Origin of the sequence: Zhihengliuella sp. ISTPL4 (assembly GCF_002848265.1) — a bacterium.
Lineage (GTDB): Bacteria > Actinomycetota > Actinomycetes > Actinomycetales > Microbacteriaceae > Microbacterium.
Genome location: NZ_CP025422.1, coordinates 1304308 through 1324568 on the forward strand (window position 1 = coordinate 1304308; position 20261 = coordinate 1324568).

Sequence of the window (20261 nt, forward strand, 5' to 3'; positions counted from 1 at the left end):
CTCTCTTCGTATGCTGAAGGGACGATGACGATAGATATCATGCTGCCCTTCTGGGGCGATCCCGCGCTGCTGCGCCAGACGGTGGAGTCCGTACGCGCGCAGAACGACAGCGACTGGCGTCTCACGGTGATCGACGACGCCTACCCCGACCCGGCGGTCGCGGCCTCCTTCGCCCGTCTCGACGACCCGCGCATCCGTTACCTGCGCCACGACGAGAACGTCGGCATCATCGAGAACTTCCGCGAGAGCGTGCGTCTCGCGGACGCCGAGCATCTGGTCGTGCTCGGCAGCGACGACCTGCTGCTTCCGGGCTACGTCGCCGCCGTCCGAGCCGCAATCGCCCGTCATCCCGATGCCGCCGTCTTCCAGCCGGGGGTCCGCGTCATCGACGAGAACGGCGCGCCTGCGCTGCCGCTCGTCGACCGCGTGAAGCAACGCCTGCTCCGACCGGACACCCGCTCCGGCGATGTCGAGCTGACCGGAGAGCGCCTCGCGACGAGCCTCACCCGAGGGAACTGGCTCTACTGGCCGTCGCTCGTGTTCCGCACGGAAGCCATCCGTGCCCATGATTTCCGCGACGATCTCCCCATCGTTCTCGATCTGGCCATCCTTCTGGACATCGCCTTCGCCGGAGGGTCGCTCGTGGTGATCGAAGATCAGGTCTTCGCCTACCGTCGGCACAGCGCGAGCGCCTCGCAGAAGGCGATCCTCGACGGCTCCCGCTTCCGGGACGACCGCCGGTTCTTCCTCGAGACGGCGCGGCGCGCGGACGAGCGCGGCTGGAGGACCACCGCGCGCGCCGCGCGGGCGCGGCTGTTCGCACGGCTGCACGCGCTGACGACGGTTCCGACGGTCCTCCGCCACGGGGACGCCGAGGGGCGTCGCGCGCTCTGGGCGCACATCCTCCGCTGATCAGCGCCGACGCGCGGAGATCCAGGCCCGCAGCAGCATCACCCTGGCCCGAAGCACCTGCGTGATCCCCCGCGGGCGGGAGGGAGAGGCGTTCGTGTCGTGGATCCGACGCCGGATCGTCGCCGTCTCGATATGCCTCATCGTGCCGTGGGCATTGCCGAAGAGTGCGAGCCAGAGGTCGTGGCTCTCGTCGAGGTACGCCGGGAACGGGAGCACCCGCTCGATCGCATCGCGCCGGACCGCCATGGCACACCCGTAGTACGGCGCCATCCCGGCGAGGATCCGCAGCGCATTGCGGACACCCTGCCGCGACCAGGCGGCCCGCAGACGCCAGGGGCGCCGGGTCAGCGGGTTGGGGAGCGGGTCGTCGGAGCCGAGCAGCACGAGGTTCGACGCCGCCACGGCGGAGTCTTGGAGCGCGGAGACGAAGAGCGCTCGCCGGCCGGGAATCCAGACATCGTCCTGATCGGACAGCATCACGACGTCCCCCGTCGCCCGCCCCATGGCCTCCTCGAAGGTGCGGACGTAGCCGCGGTTCTCCGCGTGAGCGTGCACGTGGATCCGCGGATCGTTGAAGCGCTCCAACACCCGTGTCGTGCCGTCCGTCGAGGCGTCGTCGACGACGACCAGCTCGTCCTGCGGCTCCAACTCGGCGAGGATCGACTCGACCTGCGGAGCGAGGAACCGCTCCCCGTTGTACGTCGCCATACAGACGCTCACCCGGATCTCCGTCACGGCGCGACCTCCTTCGCTTCTCGCCGCAGCTCGGCGCGAAGCACAAGCACCTGGTACCCCGCCACGCACAGCTCCGACACCGCCACGGCCCACGCCACGGCCGGAACGGACCCGACCGCGGCGAAGAGCAGGATGAGAGGGGCCCCGACGAGCGCTCCGATGAGCGTCGAGACCGCCAGCGCGCGTACTCGCCCGACGACCACCAGGCACGCGTACCCGACGATGGCCGCCGTGGCGATGCCCACGAAGGCGACGCCGAGGGGCAGCGACACCTCCCAGGGGACCGTGATCCGGCCGACCGAGAGGATCGTCGATGCCCACGGGCTCAGGACGGCGATGCACGCGCCCCCGATGATCCCGATGACCACGGCGGCCGCGGTCGCGACCCGGGCGCGATGCCGGTAGTCCGCCTCCGGGTCGGGCACCCAGCTCTGGAAGAACTGCTGGATGGGCAGCAGCGCGATCGACGCGTACTTGAACAGACGGTCGGCGAACGCGTACATCGGCTGCAGGGCGGGCAGGAACGCCTGGACGGCGACCATCGGCAGAGTCACGTAGAGGCCGCTGACGAGCGTGGCGGAGACGGCGTGCCGCTGCCCGCCCAGCGCAACGCGGAGCGGCACCGGGGTTTCCGCCGAGGCCGAGGAGCCCCGCAGGACGGTCACTGCATCGATGACAACGGCACCGATGAAGCCGACGCCCTGGGCGACGAGATAGACCCAGAGCTGACCGGTGGCGACGGCGCCGACGATGCCGGCGACCGTACCGAGAACCGTGGGCAGCGTGTCGCAGAGCAGGAGGCGCATCGGCCTCCCCTCGCCCGTGAAGTACCAGGCCGCCCCGAGGTTCGGCAGCAGGTACACCGCCGCGCCGAGCACCGAGACGAGGAGATCCCCGCGTGTGAGGAGCGCGAGGATCACGGCGATCACCGGCATCACGAGCAGGTAGAGCAGGGCACGCGCCCGCAGCGACGTGCGGTAGAAGGCCTGTCGGCCGGCCCGCGGGATGCCCGCCACCGTCGCGGCTCCGGTCGCCCCCCACCCGAAGGCGACCAGGATCCCGCCGAACTGCGAGACGGTCTGGATGAGAGCGAGTGTGCCCCACGTGGTCTTCCCGAGAGAGGCCGTGAGGAGCGGGATCGAGATGATGCCGATGAGCGTGACGACCCCGACCGAGACGGTGAAGCCGCTCAGGCGGCCGGCCGCGGTGCGGACGGCGCCGCTCACACCGACTCCGCCTCGACGACCGGCGCGGTCCACCGGATCTCCCCGGCGACAGGGGCGAGCGCCTGCGGCATCCGTCCCATCCGGCCGCGGAGCGCAGCGACGACGGCAGCGCGATACACCCGCAGCAGTGCGCGCCGCGGTCGCGCGACCCACAGGGCGTTGACGAAGTGGATGACGTCGAGGAGGGTGTCCCTGGCGATCTGACGCGGCGCGGAGCGGAAGTACTCGTTGTTCAGCACGATCCGGTTCCGCAGTCGGTAGAAGTAGCGGAACGGGGTGCTGAGTGTGATCTCCGGCGGGATGCCGGGGAGGCGCAGCGTGCGCCCGAACAGTTCACGCCGGTATTTCGTGCCGAGCGCGTGCTCCATCCGCACACCTCCCGCCGCGAGGACCCGCCACCCGCGGCGACGCAGCCGGAGCTCGAACTCCGTGTCGACGAGATCGATGAAGAAGTCCTCGCGCAGCGCGCCGACCGCCTCGATGACGGGCGCGGGGATGAGCATCCCCGATTGGATCACGTTCGCCGCGTCGCCGAACACCGCCTCCGCTCCTCGCTGCTGCCGCACGCCGGCGAAGAACTCCGGGACGATGACGCCGACGCGCTCGCCTTCCGCCGCAGCGGCGTCGTGTGCGGCCAGGAGCGCGGCAACGAAACCCTGCGCGATCCTCGAGTCCTGGTCGAACGTGAGCACGAATTCCGCGCCGGCCTCCCGCGCCCTGACGATGCCGTCATTCAATGCCGCGGCGATGCCGTCGTTCGCCGGGCGGCGGACCACTGTGATCCCGTTCGAGGCGAGCGCGGAGAGCGTGGCGTCGGCCTCAGCGCCGGAACCGTCGTCGACGACGATCACCCCATCGACCTGGGCGGCGACCGAGGCGACCGCCTCCCTCGCAGACTCACCGGGCCGGAAGGTCGAGAAGACAGCCCAGACACGCGAGGCGCTCATCCGAGGCGCACCGGACGAGGGACGGAAAGCAGAGACTCCAGCATGGCGCCTTTAGACTAGCCTCATTCGCTGATCGACCCCGCAGACCCGGAAGGCCCTCTCGTGTCGACCTCCCCGTTCGGCACCATCGTGCTGGCCGCCTATTCCCCCGATCCGGAGCTGTTCCGCCGCCAGCTCACCTCTCTGCGCACGCAGTCCGTGACGGCCTGGGAATGCGTGATCTCGGTCGACGGTGACCCCGCGCCCGTCGCCGCGCTCGTCGAAGAGATCACCGAGGGGGACGAACGCTTCCGGATCGTCGGCGACGGCTCCCGGCTGGGTTTCTACCTCAACTTCGAGCGCGGCCTCCGCGCCGTGTCCCCGCGCAGCGCATGGGTCGCCCTGTGCGACCAGGACGACCGCTGGGACTCGGACAAGATCGAGCGCCTGCTCCCCCACCTCGACGACGTCTCCCTCGTCTCCGGCCAGGCGCGGATCGTCTCGTATCCCTCCGAGGAGGAGACCGGTCGCACCGCACGTCGCGATCACGGCCCGCTTCTGACCCTCCTGTCCAACGAGTTCACGGGCTCGCTGTGCGTCTTCGCGCCGGAGCTGTTGACGACCGCTCTCCCCTTCCCTCGAGCATCGACGAGGGTGGCGACCCATGACCACTGGCTCGCAGTCGTCGCCACCGCTCACCGCGGCACTCGCATCGTTGACGAGCTGGTGCAGGACTACGTCCAGCACGATGCCAACGTGTTCGGCGACCCGAGCCGTCTCGGGGGCGGCAGCCTCCGCCGGTCCGTGCGCAACGTCCTCGAGCAGGCGGAGCGCTTCGAGGGCTCGCGTTCGCCCCTCGCCGTCGCCCGGATGACCTTCTGGACGTACGTCGGGTGGCGCCAGCTCATGGTCGACACCCTTGCCCGACGGATCCCGGACACGAGCAGGGACGCCCGACGCGATCGTGTCTTCGGGGACCGCCGGCGTTTCCGGGCGGCGTCCGCCCTCCTCCGAGTCGCGCGCAGGCGCGGCGTCGTTCCTCCCCGCTTTGCGCTGGAGTATCGCGCGAGCTGGTTCTGCGGCGCGATCAGCGGGGGCCGCAATGCCGTCCGGCGCGCGATCGCCGCGACCGACTCCTGAGCCGGAGACTCAGAGGCGGTCGCCCGGGGCGGCCCGATCCTCGAGACTCGAGGTCCGCTGCTCCAGCCGCTCCAGCTGAGCCCGCAGGATCGCCGCCTCCTCCGCGAGCCGACGTGTCTCCTCCTCGACCTGGCTCAGTTCCCACGAGAGATGCAGGGCGACGCCGAGGAGCAGGAGGATCGCGGTCGCGAAGAGCAGGTTCGACGGCACCTGCACGCCGAGGAAGGCAGTGAGCCCTGCCAGCAGCCCGGGGAAAAGCCCGACGATCAGCACCGAGACGGCGATGATCAGCCACAGCACCGCGTACTTCTCGCGGAGTCGGCGCGTGAGGAGCATCCACAGGACGACGACGAGGATGAGGACCGCGAGTGCGATGCCGACGAAGACGATCATGCGCGGGGCTCTCCCTTCCGCGAGCCGGTTCGCCGCATCGCAGCCAGCAGGAGCGCGAACACCGATCTCAGCAGGTAGACGGTCGACCCGAGGGGCCCTTGGCTGGGGTTGCCGTGAGCGCGCGGCCGCATCGCCACCCCGACCTGGGTCACCGTCAGCCCGGCGTGCAGCGCCGCGACCAGGGAGTCCAGCGTGTCGCCGAGGTACTCGGCGGGGTAGTAGCGCACGTACTGCTCGATGGCTCGTGCGTTCGCGGCGCGGAACCCGCTCGTCACATCGGTGAGCCGCGTCTTCGCGATGCGTGACACCACTGAGGCGAGGAACACCATGGCCCAGCGCCGCGGACCGCGGACCGAGTAGTCGCCGACATCGGAGAAGCGTGCGCCGATCGAGATGTCCGCATGCTCAAGCCCGCCGAGCACCCGTTCGATGTCGACGGGATCGTGCTGTCCGTCGGCGTCCACCTGGATGGCTGCGCCGTACCCTTCGCGCGCGGCGTAGGTGAAGCCGGTGCGCATCGCTCCCCCGACCCCGAGGTTGAACGGCAGCGACAGCACGGCGGCGCCGGCTTCCCGTGCCGCCTCGGCCGTGGCATCGGTGGAGCCGTCGTCGATCACGACGACGTCGTACCGCGGCGACGCGGAGCGGATCTCTCGGACGGTGGTCGCGACACTCCGCTCCTCGTTCCACGCGGGCACGAGGACGAGGACACGGTTCGCACGCGTCTTGACGGTCATGTGAGGATCTCCGAGTTCAGCCCAGACCGCATGCGGTCACTTCGTACAGTCTGGCATCGCCTTCGCTGTCGACCAGGCGCACCGCTCCGGAATCCTCCAGCTCGCCCAGACCGGGAAGGGGATGCGACCCGTTGTGCACTTCCCGCTCGCCGAAGTCGAGGACGAACCCGACGCCGGTCGCGCGGAGCGCCTCGCACACCGAAGGCCGGGTGTCCGCGTCGGCAAGGTGGTCGTTGACGGTCTGCGCATCCTCGGAGACGTCCACGAGGATGTGCGGCATGAGGACAGGACGTCCGCCGATCGCGTACGCGAGTGCCGTGCCGGTGTAGGGGTTTCCCGCGATCATCTCCCCCGCCGGCACGTGCTCGGGAATGCGCTCGAGCAGAGCCATCTCGTCCGAGCTCACCAGCGCGGAGCCGTCATCCAGAGCGAACTGCGCATGCGCGCGCTCGACGGCGTGGGGCATGGCCGGCAGCGGCAGGAGAACGAAACCCACGACGGCGAGGGCCAAGGCCCCGAGAGTCCGAGGGAGGACCGCGTCGGGGCGGGCCCTCGACCAGCGCCGCGCGACCGCCTCGATGGTCCGGGCGAGCCCGAGCGCCGCGAGCGGGACGAGCGCGACGCCGAACACGGCGGCGAGTCGTGGCCAGTTGTTGTACCAGCTCCCCGTGAGTGCATCTCGCAGAGTCGGGAACGGGGAGGCGATCACGACGACGAAGAGGGCGGCGCCGATCACCCAGAAGGCGACGGCGACAATGACCGGACCGGTGCGCTCGCGCACCGCCCACACCAGTCCGAGCAGAAGCGCGACGGCGACTCCGATGGACACCGTGCCGTAGAACATCGACACCTGCGCCACCTCCACCACGGCCTGCGTCGGCGTGAGCGCCGTGGGCCACAGTCTCGTGGGCAGGGGCGGCCGCAGGACCTTCAGGAGCAGCAGCCCCGATCCGAGGTATGCGAGCACACCGACCACCAGTCCGACGCGAGCCCGAGCCGTGGGATGCCCTCGCCAGAAACGCACCGCGAAGACGACGACGATCGGAACGGAGAGCGCGAGCCACGCGACGAAACCGCCGGGATGCGCGAGCGCGACCCCGGGGATCGCGCCGAGGAGGATGAATACCCACCAGCCCGGTGCCCTCTCCCCGGCCGTCGATCCGATGCCGAGCATGGACGCCGTCGCGGCGAGGGCGACGGGAGCGAGAGCGAGGGCGAGCTGATACGGGTAGAGGACACCGTAGTCCATCGGGAGCAGCGGGAACATCGGCACCGAGACGCTGACCACCGCGGCGCTCACCGTCACCGCCGCCGTCGATCCGGCGAGCACCCGGGACAGGAGCACGGCGCCGAGGGGCCACAGGACTGCCGCGATCACGAGGGTCTGGGCGTTCACGACGGCGGCGATGCTCGCCCCGCTGAGCTGCACGACGATGGCGGCGGTCGCGTGCCAGGCCGAGGGGTAGAAGGGCACGCCGCCGTTCGGGCTGGTCATCTGGCCGAGTTCGAGCGGCGAAGCCGCGCCGGTGTCGAGGATGTACCGGATCGCGTTGAGGTGGAACACGTTGTCGAACGTCTGCGAGATGGCGGTCGGCCCGCCGATCACCGTGAGGACCTGCCAGCCGATCACGATCGCGGCCAGTGCCAGGGCCAGCACCGCCCACCACGGAGAGAACGCGCGCGGCGCGGCGGGGCGCGAGGACGTCCTGCGCCGCACGAGCAGCACGCCTCCGCCGATCAGGACGGCGAGGACGAGACTCGGAAGGAGCGACCAGCCCAGGCCGAACCATCCGGCGATGACGCTCGCCCCGCCGATCACGGTCGTCGCGAAGGCCGGCGCCGCAGCAACGGCCCACAGTCCCCGGAGCCCGATCACCCACGCCAGCGACCCTCCCAGAAGCGCGTACACCGCGAGGAGGACGACGGCAGGCCACAGCAGTTCGAGCATTCCCATTGGTTCCAGATCTCTCGAGGACAACCGGATCAGGATATCCCGGGGCCATGGCCATCCCCTGCGTGGTCCGGCGGGACGCCGCTGCCTCGGCTCGCGCCCAGGAGTTCCGGGAACAGTGTGACAACATAGAGGCGTGAAAGGCATCATTCTCGCCGGGGGCTCCGGCACGCGTCTGCACCCGATCACGCTGGGGGTCTCGAAGCAGCTGATCCCGGTGTACGACAAGCCGATGGTCTACTACCCGCTGTCGACGCTCATGCTCGCCGGCATCCGCGACATCCTCGTGATCACGACGCCGCACGACGCCGCGCATTTCGAGCGGCTCCTCGGCGACGGCTCCCAGTTCGGGATCAACCTCCAGTTCGCACAGCAGCCGTCCCCCGACGGTCTCGCCCAGGCCTTCACCATCGGCGCAGACTTCATCGGCGACGACTCCGTCGCCCTCGTGCTGGGAGACAACCTGCTCTACGGCCCCGGCCTCGGAAGCCGCCTGCAGCGGTTCGAGGACATCGACGGCGGCGCGGTCTTCGCCTACTGGGTGGCGGAGCCCCAGGCCTACGGTGTGGTCGAGTTCGACGACGAAGGTCGCGCGGTGTCGCTCGAGGAGAAGCCCGCACAGCCCAAGAGCAACTACGCCGTCCCCGGCCTGTACTTCTATGACAACGACGTCGTCGAGATCGCCCGCAACCTCAAGCCGAGCGCTCGCGGCGAGTACGAGATCACCGACGTCAACCGCGCCTATCTGGAGCGTGGCAAGCTGCAGGTCGAGGTGCTCCCCCGGGGCACGGCCTGGCTCGACACCGGCACGTTCGATCAGATGACGGATGCCGCGGAATACGTGCGCACGATGGAACGGCGCACCGCGTTGAAGATCGGCGTTCCCGAAGAGGTCGCATGGCGTCAGGGCTTCCTGAGCGACGACGAGCTCCGCCAGCGCGCGGAGAAGCTGGTCAAGTCGGGTTACGGCGCCTACCTGCTGGACATCCTGAAGAGAGGACACGCATGAGCCGCCTGCTCGTGACCGGAGGCGCCGGGTTCATCGGCTCCAACTTCGTCCACCACGTCGTGGGCAACACGGACCACCATGTGACCGTCCTCGACGCGCTGACCTACGCCGGAAACCGGCGCTCGCTCGAGGGTCTCCCCGAGGACCGGGTCACCTTCGTCGAGGGGGACATCACCGACGCGACGCTCGTGGACCGGCTCTTCGCCGAAACGGACGCCGTCGTGCACTATGCCGCGGAGTCGCACAACGACAACTCGCTGAACGACCCCCGTCCCTTCCTGGACACGAACATCATCGGCACCTACACGCTGCTCGAGGCCGCCCGTCGCCACGACCGCCGGTTCCACCACATCTCGACCGACGAGGTGTACGGCGACCTCGAGCTCGATGATCCTGAGCGCTTCACCGAGTCGACGCCGTACAACCCGTCGTCGCCGTACTCGTCGACGAAGGCCGGCAGTGACCTCCTGGTCCGCGCGTGGGTCCGGTCGTTCGGCGTGCAGGCGACGATCTCGAACTGCTCCAACAACTACGGCCCGTACCAGCACGTGGAGAAGTTCATCCCCCGCCAGATCACGAACGTGATCCGCGGCATCCGCCCCAAGCTCTACGGCGCCGGCGAGAACGTGCGCGACTGGATCCACGCGGACGACCACTCCTCCGCTGTCCTCACGATCCTGGACAAGGGCGCCATCGGCGAGACCTACCTGATCGGCGCGGACGGCGAGCGCAACAACAAGGACGTCGTCGAGCTCATCCTCACGATGATGGGACAGCCCGCCGACGCCTACGACCACGTCACGGACCGCGCGGGCCATGACCTGCGTTACGCGATCGACTCCACGAAGCTGCGTACCGAGCTCGGTTGGCGTCCGCAGTTCTCCGACTTCGAGGCCGGCCTCGCGGCGACGATCGACTGGTATCGCGACAACGAGTCGTGGTGGGCGCCGAGCAAGGACGCCGTCGAGGCGTTCTACGCGGGCAAGGGCCAGTGAGCGCCGCGTTCGGGAAGCAGCTGGAGCGGATCGAGACCCCCATCCCCGGTCTCGTGGTGTTCGAGCTGCCCGTCCACGGAGACTCTCGCGGCTGGTTCAAGGAGAACTGGCAGCGCGAGAAGATGGTCGCCCTCGGTCTCGAGGACTTCGGTCCCGTGCAGAACAACATCTCCTTCAACGACGCCGTCGGCACGACGCGCGGCATCCACGCGGAGCCCTGGGACAAATGGGTGTCGGTTGCGACCGGGCGCATCTTCGGCGCCTGGGTGGACCTGCGCGAGGGCCCCACGTTCGGGGCGGTGTACACGACCGAACTCGATCCGTCACGGGCGATCTTCGTCCCCCGAGGAGTCGGCAACTCGTACCAGACCCTCGAAACGGACACAGCGTACACCTACCTCGTCAACGACCACTGGTCCCCCGACGCTTCGTACTCATTCCTGAACCTGGCCGACGAGTCGGCCGCCATCGAGTGGCCGATCCCGCTCTCCGAGGTCGAGATCTCCGAGAAGGACAAGGCGCACCCCCGCCTCGCGGACGTCACGCCGATCCCTCCGCGGAAGGTGCTCGTCCTCGGAGCCACGGGCCAGCTGGGCCGCGCCCTGCGCGCCCGGCTCGGCGACGCGGCGCACATCGAGTACGCCACCCGCGCGGACATCGACGTGTCGGCGACCGACCTCGCGACGGCACGCCGCTGGCGTGACTACGGGCTCATCGTCAACGCGGCCGCCTACACCGCTGTGGACCAGGCGGAGACAGCGGACGGTCGGGAGCAGGCCTGGGCCGCCAACGCCTCCGCGGTCGCCGCGCTCGCGCGGATCGCCGACGACCACGGCATCACGTTCGTCCACGTGTCGAGCGACTACGTCTTCGACGGCACGCACGACGGCGCCTACCCCGAAGACGCGCCGCTGCGCCCCCTCGGCGTCTACGGGCAGACGAAAGCCGCCGGCGACCTCGCGGCATCGACCGCCGAGCGGCACTACATCGTGCGGACGTCCTGGGTGATCGGCGACGGCGGGAACTTCGTCCGCACCATGCAATCCCTCGCCGAGCGCGGGATCGATCCGCGGGTCGTGGGCGACCAGATCGGACGCCTGACCTTCACTTCGGACATCGCAGCCGCGATCGCGCATCTCGTCGAGACGCGGGCCCCCTACGGCGTCTACAACGTGACCGGATCGGGCGACCCCCGCTCCTGGGCCGACATCGCACGCGAGGTGTTCCGCCTGAGCGGCCACGACGCGGACCGCGTCACCGCCGTGAGCACGGACGAGTACTTCGCATCAGCGACCGGCCCGGTCGCCCCGCGCCCGCGGAACAGCGTTCTGGATCTCGCGAAGATCACCGCGACCGGGTTCGCCCCCGCCGACGCCGACGAGTCGCTCGCGGCGTATCTTGCCGTCGAGGAGGAGATCCGATGAGGCTGAGTGTCATCGGCTGCGGGTACCTGGGGGCAGTGCACGCCACGGCCATGGCGTCCATCGGCCACGAGGTCGTCGGCTTCGACGTCGATGCCGACAAGATCGGCCGCCTCGCCGCCGGAGAAGCGCCCTTCTACGAGCCCGGCTTCGACGAACTGCTGCGCGACACCCTGGCGACAGGGCGGCTGACGTTCTCCACCGACCCCTCCGACCTGGCCGCCGCACAGGTCCACTTCATCGCCGTCGGAACACCCCAGCGCGAGGACGGCGATGGAGCCGACCTCCGGTTCGTCGATGCCGCCGTTCAGGGGTTGCTCCCCGTGCTCTCCGGGGGGGACGTCGTGGTCGGGAAGTCGACGGTTCCCGTCGGAACCGCACAACGGCTCGCCGACATCGTCGCTCCCACCGGCGCCATGCTGCTCTGGAACCCGGAGTTCCTCCGCGAGGGCTTCGCCGTCCAGGACACCCTTGAGCCCGACCGCATCGTCTACGGAACGGCAGACCCGGAAGGTCCAGGGGTCGCGATCCTCGACGAGGTGTACGCGAAGGCTCTCGCGGCCGGGATCCCGCGTCTCGTCACCGACTTCTCGACGTCCGAACTGGTCAAGGTGGCGGCCAACGCGTTCCTCGCCACGAAGATCTCCTTCATCAACGCGATGTCGGAGATCGCCGACGCCACGGGCGCGGATGTGACGCAGCTCGCGGATGCGATCGGACACGACGTCCGCATCGGCCGCCGCTTCCTCAACGCCGGCGTCGGCTTCGGTGGCGGTTGCCTGCCGAAGGACATCCGCGCGTTCGCCACCCGAGCTGAGGAGCTCGGGCACGGGAGAGCTCTGCGATTCCTCCGCGAAGTCGACGAGATCAACCTGCGCCAGCGGAACCGCCTCGTCGATGTCGTGTCGGAGGAACTCGGCGGCTCCGTCGCCGGACGTCGCATCGCGATCCTCGGGCTGGCGTTCAAGCCCAATTCGGACGACACACGCGACTCCCCCGCGCTGGATATCGCCACGCGCCTGCATGGGCTCGGGGCGGACGTCATCTCCTATGATCCGGAAGCGATCGAGACGGCGCGTCGTGTTCGTCCTCACCTGACGTACGCGCGTACCGCGGACGAGGCTCTCGCCGGTGCCGAGGCAACGGTCGTCGTGACCGAATGGGAGCAGTTCAGGCAGCTCGACCCGGAGACGACCGCGGAGCTGGTGGCGGACCGTCTGATCATCGATGGCCGCAACTGCCTCGACGCCGGCCGCTGGCGCGCTGCCGGGTGGAGCTACCGTGGCCTCGGTCGGCGCTGACCCGCGCGTCCGCGCAACGAAGAGAACCGCTTCGTCCCGGGTACCCCACCCGCCTCGCGCGGACATCCAAGCGCTGCGCGCGTTCGCGGTAGCGGCCGTCGTCCTCTTCCACGTCTGGCCGCATGCACTCAGCGGCGGGTACATCGGAGTCGACGTCTTCTTCGTGATCTCCGGCTACCTGATCACCGGGCAATTGGTCCGACTGCGCGAGCGGGGCGGCCTCCGGCTGAGTGCGTTCTGGGCGGCACGGGCGCGTCGCCTGCTTCCTGCGGCGCTCCTCGTGCTCGCCGCGAGCACCGTGCTCACTCTGCTCTTCGCGCCTCCGGCTCTGGTCACGCAGTACCTGCGTTCCATCGTCGGAAGCACGCTCTACGTCGAGAACTGGGTGCTCGCCGCCGACGCCGTCGACTACCTTGGCGCGGACAACGCTCCTCCGATCGCCCAGCACTACTGGTCGCTCTCCGTGGAGGAACAGTTCTACATCCTCTGGCCGCTGCTCGTGATCGCCGCGACCAGCGCGGCCATCGCCAGGGGACGAGGCCGCAGGGCCCTCCTCGTCACCCTCGGCACCGTCACGGCGGCGAGCCTGGTGCTGAGTCTGGTGACGACGTTCACCGCTCCCTCCTTCGCCTACTTCGCCACGCCGGTGCGGATGTGGGAGTTCGGATTCGGTGCCCTGGTGGCTGTGCTCCCGGCGATCGCCGTCCCCCGCGCAGCGCGCGCCGTGATCTGGCTGGCCGGGTGGCTCGCGCTGATCGGCTCCGCCCTCATTTTCGGACCGACGACGCCCTTCCCGGGATACGCAGCAATCCTCCCCGTCGCGGCGACGGCCGCGCTGATCCTCATCGGCCCGACCCCGCCCTTCGCGGCGGCCCGCCTCCAGGCCTGGCGTCCTGTGCAATGGCTCGGCGACAACTCTTACGGCATCTATCTGTGGCACTGGCCGCTCATCGTGATCGCTCCCGCCGTCCTCGGGGCGGAGCTCGACCTCTGGCAGAACGTCCTGCTGGTCGTGCTGACTGCGGTCCTCGCCGCGCTCGGCAAGAGATTCGTCGAGGATCCGCTGCGGTTCGGCAGGCTCACCAGTTTCCGCCCTCGGACGATCCTGTGGGGGACGGCGGCCGCAATGGTCGTCGTCACGGCCGCCGCCGGCGTTCCCGCGCTCGCCATCTCCGCGTCCGAGCAGGAAAGGACGGCCCAGGCGCAGACAGAGATCGCGGATCCCGACGCGTGCCGAGGCGCGAATCTCCTCCTGGGCCCCGACTGCGCCGGCGCCAAGAGCGAGATCGTCGACCGCGCCGAACTGATCCCCGGGCTCGCTGGGCTGTACGACGACACAGACGGCGCTTTCGCCTGCTACACGCAGAGTGCGGCGCCGATCGAGCCCTGCCACCTCGGATCCGAGGCGCCCGATGCCGTGCGCATCGCCGTCACCGGAGACTCGCACGCCGCCATGTTGGTCCCGGCTCTGCGAGACGTCGCCGAGGACGCCGGGTGGTCCATCGACGTCTACGTGGGCCGAGGGTGCGCGTGGTCGAGCGATCCCGACCCCGCGTGCGCTGAGCGTCGCACGGCCCTGGACGCCGACCTGCTCGCCGGCGGATACGACGCAATCCTCGTGACCGCGTGGAACCAGATCGACGCCGACGCTTCGGAGCGCGCGGAGCGCGGCGCGCAGTTCGCCGACCGCTGGCGCGCCGCGCAGGAGGCCGGAGTCCGCGTGATCCCCGTGCTCGACAACCCGGCTGTCCCGCAGGCTGCCGCGGACTGTCTGGCGGAGCAGCGCGACTTCTCCTACGAGACGTGCGCGTTCTCCGCCGCCGATTTCCTCCGCGAGGATCCTCTTTCGATAGCCGCCCGTGACGCAGGCATCACGCCGATCGACCTCCGGGGCGCCTTCTGCGATCCGGAAGGAGTGTGCCCCATGGTCGCAGGAGGCGTCGTCGTGTACCGCGACCTCCATCACATCACCGCCACCTTCAGCCATTCCCTCGCTCCGTACCTTCGCCGGGAGATCACCGCACTTCTCCCCGACTCGTCCCCCACTTCTTAGGAACCGCCATGCCCCCACTCGTGTCGATTGTGATGCGCACGAAGGACCGTCCGGTTTTCGTCCGGCGTGCTCTTCGGAGCATCGGCTCGCAGACCCACGCCGATTGGGAACTGATCATCGTCGACGACGGCGGCGCTCCCGGGGTCGTCGATGCGGTCGTGGCCGAGAGCAGCCCTCTGGTGCGGGAACGGACCAGGATCATCTCGCACCCTGTCTCACTCGGGCGCTGGCAGGCGGCCAACGCCGGAGTGCGCGCCGCGCGCGGGGATCTGCTCGTCCTGCACGATGACGACGACTCCTGGGCACCGGAATTCCTCGCCCGCGCCGCCGCCTATCTGCACGAGCACCCCGAACGCCTCGGCGTGGTCTCGCGCATCGAGATCGTGTGGGAGCAGCGCACCGGCGACGAGCTCAGAGAACTCGGCCGCGAAGCGTTCCTCCCCGAATCGGTGGCCCCGCTGCTGATGGATCAGCAGCGGTTCAATCAGTTCGTGCCGATCGCGTTCGTCTATCGGCGGGAGCTCCACGAACGCCTCGGACTCTATGATGAATCCCTCCCTGTCGTCGGCGACTGGGTCTTCAACACCCGGGTCCTGGAGCTCGGCGCTCTGGAGTACCTCGATTCCGCGCCGCTGGTGTATTGGCACCAGCGCCCGTCGGGTATCGGGGTGGACGGCAACAGTGTGATCGCCGCGAGCGAGGACCACCGGCGGACAGACGCGCTCCTCCGCGACGAGGAGTTCCGGCGCCTGGTCGCCCGAGAGGGAGCGGGAGCGGCGCTGTACTTCGAGCGCCGGCTGCGCGAGACGGAGGAACTGATGAAGCGGGAGTTCGCCTCCCTGCGGAAAGAAGCGCTCCACCCTCTGCGGTCGGCGTACCGCCGCCTGCGGAACAGGTTCCAGAAGTGAGATCGGAAGTGTGACGAGATGAAGACAGGTCCCCGACTCTGCGTGTTCCCGGCCTGGAACGGCAACCCCTACCTCAACCTGATGGGCCTCGCCCCCCGGGCTGCCGGGTACCGCTTCATCGAGCGATCGGCGTACTCGTCCCTGCTGGCCTCCGTCGCGGCGCTCGATGCCGGAGACGTGCTGCACCTCCATTGGACGGCACCGATCGCACAATCCGCACGATCTCACCGCGAGGCGGCGAAACGCGTGCAGGTGGTCGCCGAGAGTCTTGCGGAGGCTCGCGCACGGGGCGTGAAGATCGTGTGGACCGTCCACAACCGCCTCCCCCACGAACTCACGCATCTCGATGCGGAGCGTCGGCTCTATGCGGTTCTCGCCGAGGCGGCCGATCTCATCCACGTGATGGCACCGGCGACGTCCGACCTGGTCTCCGACGTCGTCGTGCTGCCGCCGGAGAAGATCGTGACGATCCCCCACCCGAGCTACCTCGGCGTCTACGACTCCGACATCTCGCGGGACGACGCGCGCGCCAGCTTCGGTCTCGACCCGGAAGACCATGCGATCCTCTTCCTCGGTCAGATCCGACCGTACAAGGGCATCGACCTCCTCCTCCAGGCGACCGCGCACGCGCAGCGCGCAGGGGGGCGTCGACCCGTCCTCCTGCTCGCCGGTTCCGCCAATTCCGAATCGATCGCGCAATACGATGCGCTCAAGCCGTCCGGCATCCGCACGATCACTGCTTTCGAGTCCGTGCCCGATGCCGATGTCGCGAGGTGGTATCGCGCCGCCGACGTCGCCGTGTTCCCGTATCGCGCCATCCTGAACTCCGGAAGTCTGCATCTCGCCGCGACGATGAACGTCCCCTCGATCCTGCCGGGTCTTCCCCATCTTCGGGAACAGTTCGGTGCCGAACCCTGGGTGACGTTCTTCGACGTCGACGCGCCCGTGGACTCCCTCACTGCTCTTCTCAGTGATGACGAGCTGTTCGCGGGCGTGGGCGAGACGGACTTCGAACGGTTCAACGACGGCATCAGCCCGTGGACGGTCTCGCTGGCGTACCTCAGAGCCCTACGGACGCTCGGAGACTGATGCTCCGCCGAGACGCCGGAAGGCGTCAGGGCCGAGCAGGGATCACACGCCGAGTCAGGGCGCGGGCGGCGGACACCGTGCGGATCACGAGGCGACGCGGCGCACGGAACACCCAGTGCGCACGACGCTCGAGCCGGACCCAGGCGCCGCTCTGCTCATACAGGAGGTTGTCGAACGGGTGGTACTCCGGGACGTCGGAGTCCGCATAACCGGAAACCACCACGCCGTCAGCGAAGAGGAAAGCGGGCTGCAGGAGGACCGCTCGCGGCAGGCGGGAACGCGAGAAATCAGCCTCGCACGTCCATCCTCCGTCCTTCTCGCTCCACGACCACCGGAGCGGTCGCACCACCGACCCTGCACTCCACAGCACCGGAATCGCGTCCGGCGACGAAGCCCTCGCGTGTACGCGAATGGGGTCTCGACCGAACAGCGGCGTCACGGTGGCCGCGAATCCGCGTTGCCGGGCAGCGGCGGCGACGACGTCACCCGCAGCGAACTCCGGCACGAGCGCACGGATACGTTCGCTGAACCTCTCCTCGGCTGCCTGCGCAAGGCGGACCCAGGCCTCTTCGGTCGGAGCGTCGACGATACGAACGTTCTCCAGAGCCTCAGCCACGCCCCGCAGCAACCTCTCCTCGGCGGCATCGGCATCGCCGTCGGAGGCGCGATCTCCCTGGGCGATGACGAGAAGATCGGAAGCGGGGTGCCGGAGGAGCGCCTCCAGGGAACGCAGACGGATCAGGCCGTCGGCACTGCTCCACGTCCCCCCGTCCACCGTCTGTGCCGTGGCGCGCGCCGCGAGGATGTTGCCGGCGGCGAACAGACGCAGCGTCACGCGCTTGCGGATGTCGATCCACGTCGCCGCAGGGCCGGCGATCGCCAAGAGGTCAGCGAGCAGTCGCACCGCCTCGGCATCGTCATCCTGCGGCTGAGTCCACGACGCCAGGAACTTTCGCACGTGGAAGAAGCCGTCGCGGTCGTGGATCAAGGAGGCATAACGCGCACGCAGACCGTCGTCACCGACCGACGCCACGAGATCCGCGCACTGTCGTTCCTGCGTGACATAACTCAGGAACGAGGCCGCGGACGATGCTCGCGATGTCATCGAGGTCCCGCCCGGTCGATCACGATACAGGTAGACGACATCTTCGATGACGTCGATGCGGTCCGCCTTGACGTACGCGGTCACCATCGGCACGATGTCGTTCGAACGAGGAACGTCGGGGAAGCGGATGTCGTTCTCGACCCAGAACGCGCGATCGAAAGCCTTGTTCCAGCAGGGGCGGCTGAAGATCAGCGTAGGGATGTCTGACAGCGTCGCCCCGCGCACGGGAGTGTCGAAGGCGCGCATACTGGCGGTCGGGCGCCACGTCGCTGTCGGTGAGAACTTCAGATAGTCGCCGACGGCGATCTGCGATCCGCTGGCCTCCAGGGATTCGACGAGCGCTCGGTATGCCCCCTCTGGCACGATGTCGTCGCCATCCGCGAAGACGATGTAGCGTCCGGTCGCGCGCGCCACCCCTTCATTCCTGGCGGAGCCGCCGCCGCGGTTCGTCGCTCGGACGACCGTCACGCGGGAATCGGCGGCAGCGACTCGCTCGATCAGCTCCGGCGTACCGTCGTCGGAGTGGTCGTCTACGACGATCACCTCCATATCGACGACGTCCTGAGCGAGGATCGAGCGGATCGTCTCCGAAATCCAGGAGCGCACGTTGTGCGTCGGAACGATGACCGAGAGAGGCCGAGCGTGCCCACCGTTCTCGGCCGTCGCCGCCATCATCGCTCCCCCTCCCTGAGCACCTGGACAGCGTCGCGGATCGGCCCGTCGAAGATCTTCCGTCCGCGGTTGATGACGATCCCGCGTTCGCAGAGCTCCTCCACCATACGGGTGTCGTGGCTGACGACCAGCATGGTCACGCCGCTCTCCGCGAGTTCCTTGATCCGGATCCGACACTTCTCACGGAAGGGTGCATCGCCGACGGAGAGAACCTCGTCGACGAGGAGGATGTCGAGGTCGACGTGAATCGCCACGGAGAATGCGAGGCGCATGAACATGCCGGAGGAGTAGTGCTTGACCTCCTGGTCGATGAAGTCCCCGATCTCGGAGAACTCCACGATCTCGTCGAATCGGGCTTCCGTCTGGGCGCGGCTCATCCCGAGGATCGCGGCGTTGAGGAACACGTTCTCGCGACCCGTGAGGTCGGGGTGGAACCCCGCACCGACCTCGATGAGCCCGGCGACCCGGCCGCGGGTCAGCACGATGCCCTCGTCCGGCTCGAGCACGCCGGACACCAGCTTCAGGGACGTGGACTTGCCCGACCCGTTGAAACCGAGGACGGCGACCGACTCGCCTTCGCCGACCTGGAAGGTGACGTCGTCAAGGGCGGTGAAGGTGTCGGCGCGGACCCGTCGACCGCGGATCCAGCCGACGAACGCCTCCTTGAACGAATGCGAGTTGCGCTTCAGGAACCGCTTCGTCACGTGATCGACGATGATGCTGGGCGTGGACTGGGTGAGAACTTCGATCTGCGGCATCAGAGATCCTGCGCAAACGTGCGCTCGTAGTGACGGAAGACGGCCTGTCCGACGATCAGGAAGACGATCGTGATCGCGATCGCGCAGAGAGCAGCCCAGGAGAAGTACTCCGGAAGCCCCTGCGGCTCGACGACCGTCGGCTCCCAGAACCCGACGTGGAAGAGCTCCACCGCGATCGTGATCGGATTGGCGGTGTACAGGAACGATGCCCACGGATAGTTCCGCAACGCTTCGGCGATGAGGATCCAGCTGTACAGCACCGGAGAGGTCCAGGTGGAGAACATCTTGATGAGATCGACGAAGTTCTGCGCGTCGCGATAGCGCACGTTCAGCCCGCTGAAGAGAAGGCCGAGACCGAGAGCGAAGGCGAGGATGAGGAGGAACCCGAGCACGGCGCCGACGAGGCCGGCTACGGTCGGAACCCAGCCGATGAGCAGGCAGACGACCACGAGGATGGCGAGCTGCGGGAGGAAGTGGATCACCGAGCCCACGATCGCTGCCACGGGGAAGAGCTCTCGAGGCATGTAGATCTTCCGCACGAGGGCGCGATTGTCCACGATCGAGTTCGTCGCGTTGCCGAAGGCTTCATTGAAGAGATTCACCACCACGATCCCGCTGAACAGATAGACCGCGAAGTTGTCCACGCGGTGGTTCTGGAGCACGATGCCCATGATGAAGTAGTAGATGACGAACTGCGACGCCGGTTTGACGTAGGACCATATCCAGCCGAGGGTCGAGTTCCGATACCGCGTCGCTGTTCCCTTGCGGATCAGGACCCGGAGCAGATAGTTCCACCGGAAGACGTCGAGGAGACCGCTTCCACGGCCCGGGCGATCATAGTCCGCGACATCGACAAACGTTCCTGCCAATTGCAGTCCTCTCGAGGGGTGGGCTCGGCGACCGGGCTTGTCGCGGGCAACCCGGATATCC

At 68.6% G+C, this 20261-nt stretch carries 18 protein-coding genes; 9 read left to right on the top strand and 9 right to left on the bottom strand.

What is annotated here, in order from left to right; translation table 11 throughout:
* Window positions 1–24: 24 nt before the first annotated feature.
* Window positions 25–912, top strand: a complete 888-nt coding sequence (locus CYL12_RS06325) for a glycosyltransferase family 2 protein (protein WP_101846518.1) — start codon at window positions 25–27, stop codon at window positions 910–912.
* On the opposite strand, the gene CYL12_RS06330 is transcribed toward CYL12_RS06325, so the two are convergent.
* Genes CYL12_RS06330 through CYL12_RS06340 form a run of 3 tightly spaced genes read right to left on the bottom strand, consistent with a single transcriptional unit; the run spans window position 913 to window position 3820 of the window.
* The gene (locus CYL12_RS06330; protein ID WP_286120452.1) at window positions 913–1647 is read right to left on the bottom strand and encodes a glycosyltransferase; all 735 of its coding nucleotides are present in this window, start codon (window positions 1645–1647) and stop codon (window positions 913–915) included. It lies immediately after the preceding gene.
* Entirely contained in the window at window positions 1644–2873 is a 1230-nt protein-coding gene (locus CYL12_RS06335) for a polysaccharide biosynthesis protein (protein ID WP_158297104.1), read from the bottom strand. The genes CYL12_RS06330 and CYL12_RS06335 overlap by 4 nt, the downstream gene beginning before the upstream one ends.
* Entirely contained in the window at window positions 2870–3820 is a 951-nt protein-coding gene (locus CYL12_RS06340; RefSeq protein WP_101846525.1) for a glycosyltransferase, read from the bottom strand. The genes CYL12_RS06335 and CYL12_RS06340 overlap by 4 nt, the downstream gene beginning before the upstream one ends.
* Before the next feature lie 102 nt (window positions 3821–3922).
* On the opposite strand from CYL12_RS06340, the gene CYL12_RS06345 reads away from it, so the two are divergent.
* Window positions 3923–4939, top strand: a complete 1017-nt coding sequence (locus CYL12_RS06345) for a glycosyltransferase (protein WP_158297106.1) — start codon at window positions 3923–3925, stop codon at window positions 4937–4939.
* A gap of 9 nt (window positions 4940–4948) precedes the next feature.
* Here CYL12_RS06345 and CYL12_RS06350 read toward each other — a convergent pair whose 3' ends face one another.
* Genes CYL12_RS06350 through CYL12_RS06360 form a run of 3 tightly spaced genes read right to left on the bottom strand, consistent with a single transcriptional unit; the run spans window position 4949 to window position 8017 of the window.
* Window positions 4949–5332, bottom strand: a complete 384-nt coding sequence (locus tag CYL12_RS06350) for a DUF2304 domain-containing protein (protein ID WP_101846531.1) — start codon at window positions 5330–5332, stop codon at window positions 4949–4951.
* Complete coding sequence (locus CYL12_RS06355) at window positions 5329–6069, bottom strand: glycosyltransferase family 2 protein (protein WP_101846533.1); 741 nt, start codon at window positions 6067–6069, stop codon at window positions 5329–5331. Before CYL12_RS06355 ends, CYL12_RS06350 begins: the two co-directional genes overlap by 4 nt.
* Before the next feature lie 16 nt (window positions 6070–6085).
* A complete protein-coding gene (locus CYL12_RS06360) occupies window positions 6086–8017 on the bottom strand; it encodes a DUF6541 family protein (RefSeq protein WP_101846535.1) in 1932 nt (643 codons plus the stop codon).
* Window positions 8018–8156: 139 nt separating this feature from the next.
* Here CYL12_RS06360 and rfbA point away from each other — a divergent pair, with 139 nt between their 5' ends.
* From rfbA to CYL12_RS06395, 7 genes are read left to right on the top strand one after another with little or no spacing between them, the layout of a single operon-like run.
* Window positions 8157–9029 (top strand): glucose-1-phosphate thymidylyltransferase RfbA, encoded by an 873-nt coding sequence (rfbA, locus tag CYL12_RS06365; RefSeq protein WP_101846537.1) that lies wholly within the window; start codon window positions 8157–8159, stop codon window positions 9027–9029.
* Window positions 9026–10024, top strand: a complete 999-nt coding sequence (gene rfbB, locus CYL12_RS06370) for a dTDP-glucose 4,6-dehydratase (RefSeq protein ID WP_101846539.1) — start codon at window positions 9026–9028, stop codon at window positions 10022–10024. The genes rfbA and rfbB overlap by 4 nt, the downstream gene beginning before the upstream one ends.
* On the top strand, window positions 10021–11448 hold the full coding sequence (locus CYL12_RS06375; RefSeq protein WP_101846541.1) for a sugar nucleotide-binding protein: 1428 nt from the start codon (window positions 10021–10023) through the stop codon (window positions 11446–11448). Before rfbB ends, CYL12_RS06375 begins: the two co-directional genes overlap by 4 nt.
* Window positions 11445–12746: a UDP-glucose dehydrogenase family protein gene (locus CYL12_RS06380; protein WP_101846544.1), complete on the top strand. Its 1302-nt coding sequence runs from the start codon at window positions 11445–11447 to the stop codon at window positions 12744–12746. Before CYL12_RS06375 ends, CYL12_RS06380 begins: the two co-directional genes overlap by 4 nt.
* The gene (locus tag CYL12_RS06385) at window positions 12673–14799 is read left to right on the top strand and encodes an acyltransferase family protein (RefSeq protein WP_101846546.1); all 2127 of its coding nucleotides are present in this window, start codon (window positions 12673–12675) and stop codon (window positions 14797–14799) included. Before CYL12_RS06380 ends, CYL12_RS06385 begins: the two co-directional genes overlap by 74 nt.
* Before the next feature lie 8 nt (window positions 14800–14807).
* A complete protein-coding gene (locus tag CYL12_RS06390) occupies window positions 14808–15707 on the top strand; it encodes a glycosyltransferase (protein WP_101846548.1) in 900 nt (299 codons plus the stop codon).
* Window positions 15708–15725: 18 nt separating this feature from the next.
* Window positions 15726–16796: a glycosyltransferase family 4 protein gene (locus CYL12_RS06395; protein WP_101846550.1), complete on the top strand. Its 1071-nt coding sequence runs from the start codon at window positions 15726–15728 to the stop codon at window positions 16794–16796.
* A gap of 25 nt (window positions 16797–16821) precedes the next feature.
* On the opposite strand, the gene CYL12_RS06400 is transcribed toward CYL12_RS06395, so the two are convergent.
* The 3 genes from CYL12_RS06400 to CYL12_RS06410 are packed head-to-tail and all read right to left on the bottom strand — an operon-like array spanning window position 16822 to window position 20200.
* A complete protein-coding gene (locus CYL12_RS06400) occupies window positions 16822–18576 on the bottom strand; it encodes a glycosyltransferase family 2 protein (protein WP_101846552.1) in 1755 nt (584 codons plus the stop codon).
* A complete protein-coding gene (locus CYL12_RS06405; protein WP_062766445.1) occupies window positions 18573–19331 on the bottom strand; it encodes an ABC transporter ATP-binding protein in 759 nt (252 codons plus the stop codon). Before CYL12_RS06405 ends, CYL12_RS06400 begins: the two co-directional genes overlap by 4 nt.
* Window positions 19331–20200: an ABC transporter permease gene (locus CYL12_RS06410; RefSeq protein ID WP_101846554.1), complete on the bottom strand. Its 870-nt coding sequence runs from the start codon at window positions 20198–20200 to the stop codon at window positions 19331–19333. The genes CYL12_RS06405 and CYL12_RS06410 overlap by 1 nt, the downstream gene beginning before the upstream one ends.
* Between the last annotated feature and the right edge of the window lie 61 nt (window positions 20201–20261).

Bases quoted from the DNA above. Each gene is read 5' to 3' on its own strand.
- CYL12_RS06395 (WP_101846550.1), top strand. From the start codon at position 15,726: ATGAAGACAGGTCCCCGACTCTGCGTGTTCCCGGCCTGGAACGGCAAC.
- CYL12_RS06385 (WP_101846546.1), top strand. From the start codon at position 12,673: ATGGCCGCAACTGCCTCGACGCCGGCCGCTGGCGCGCTGCCGGGTGGA.
- CYL12_RS06380 (WP_101846544.1), top strand. From the start codon at position 11,445: ATGAGGCTGAGTGTCATCGGCTGCGGGTACCTGGGGGCAGTGCACGCC.
- CYL12_RS06325 (WP_101846518.1), top strand. From the start codon at position 25: ATGACGATAGATATCATGCTGCCCTTCTGGGGCGATCCCGCGCTGCTG.
- CYL12_RS06400 (WP_101846552.1), bottom strand. From the start codon at position 18,576: ATGATGGCGGCGACGGCCGAGAACGGTGGGCACGCTCGGCCTCTCTCG.
- CYL12_RS06360 (WP_101846535.1), bottom strand. From the start codon at position 8,017: ATGCTCGAACTGCTGTGGCCTGCCGTCGTCCTCCTCGCGGTGTACGCG.
- rfbB (WP_101846539.1), top strand. From the start codon at position 9,026: ATGAGCCGCCTGCTCGTGACCGGAGGCGCCGGGTTCATCGGCTCCAAC.
- CYL12_RS06390 (WP_101846548.1), top strand. From the start codon at position 14,808: ATGCCCCCACTCGTGTCGATTGTGATGCGCACGAAGGACCGTCCGGTT.
- CYL12_RS06340 (WP_101846525.1), bottom strand. From the start codon at position 3,820: ATGAGCGCCTCGCGTGTCTGGGCTGTCTTCTCGACCTTCCGGCCCGGT.
- CYL12_RS06405 (WP_062766445.1), bottom strand. From the start codon at position 19,331: ATGCCGCAGATCGAAGTTCTCACCCAGTCCACGCCCAGCATCATCGTC.
- CYL12_RS06355 (WP_101846533.1), bottom strand. From the start codon at position 6,069: ATGACCGTCAAGACGCGTGCGAACCGTGTCCTCGTCCTCGTGCCCGCG.
- CYL12_RS06350 (WP_101846531.1), bottom strand. From the start codon at position 5,332: ATGATCGTCTTCGTCGGCATCGCACTCGCGGTCCTCATCCTCGTCGTC.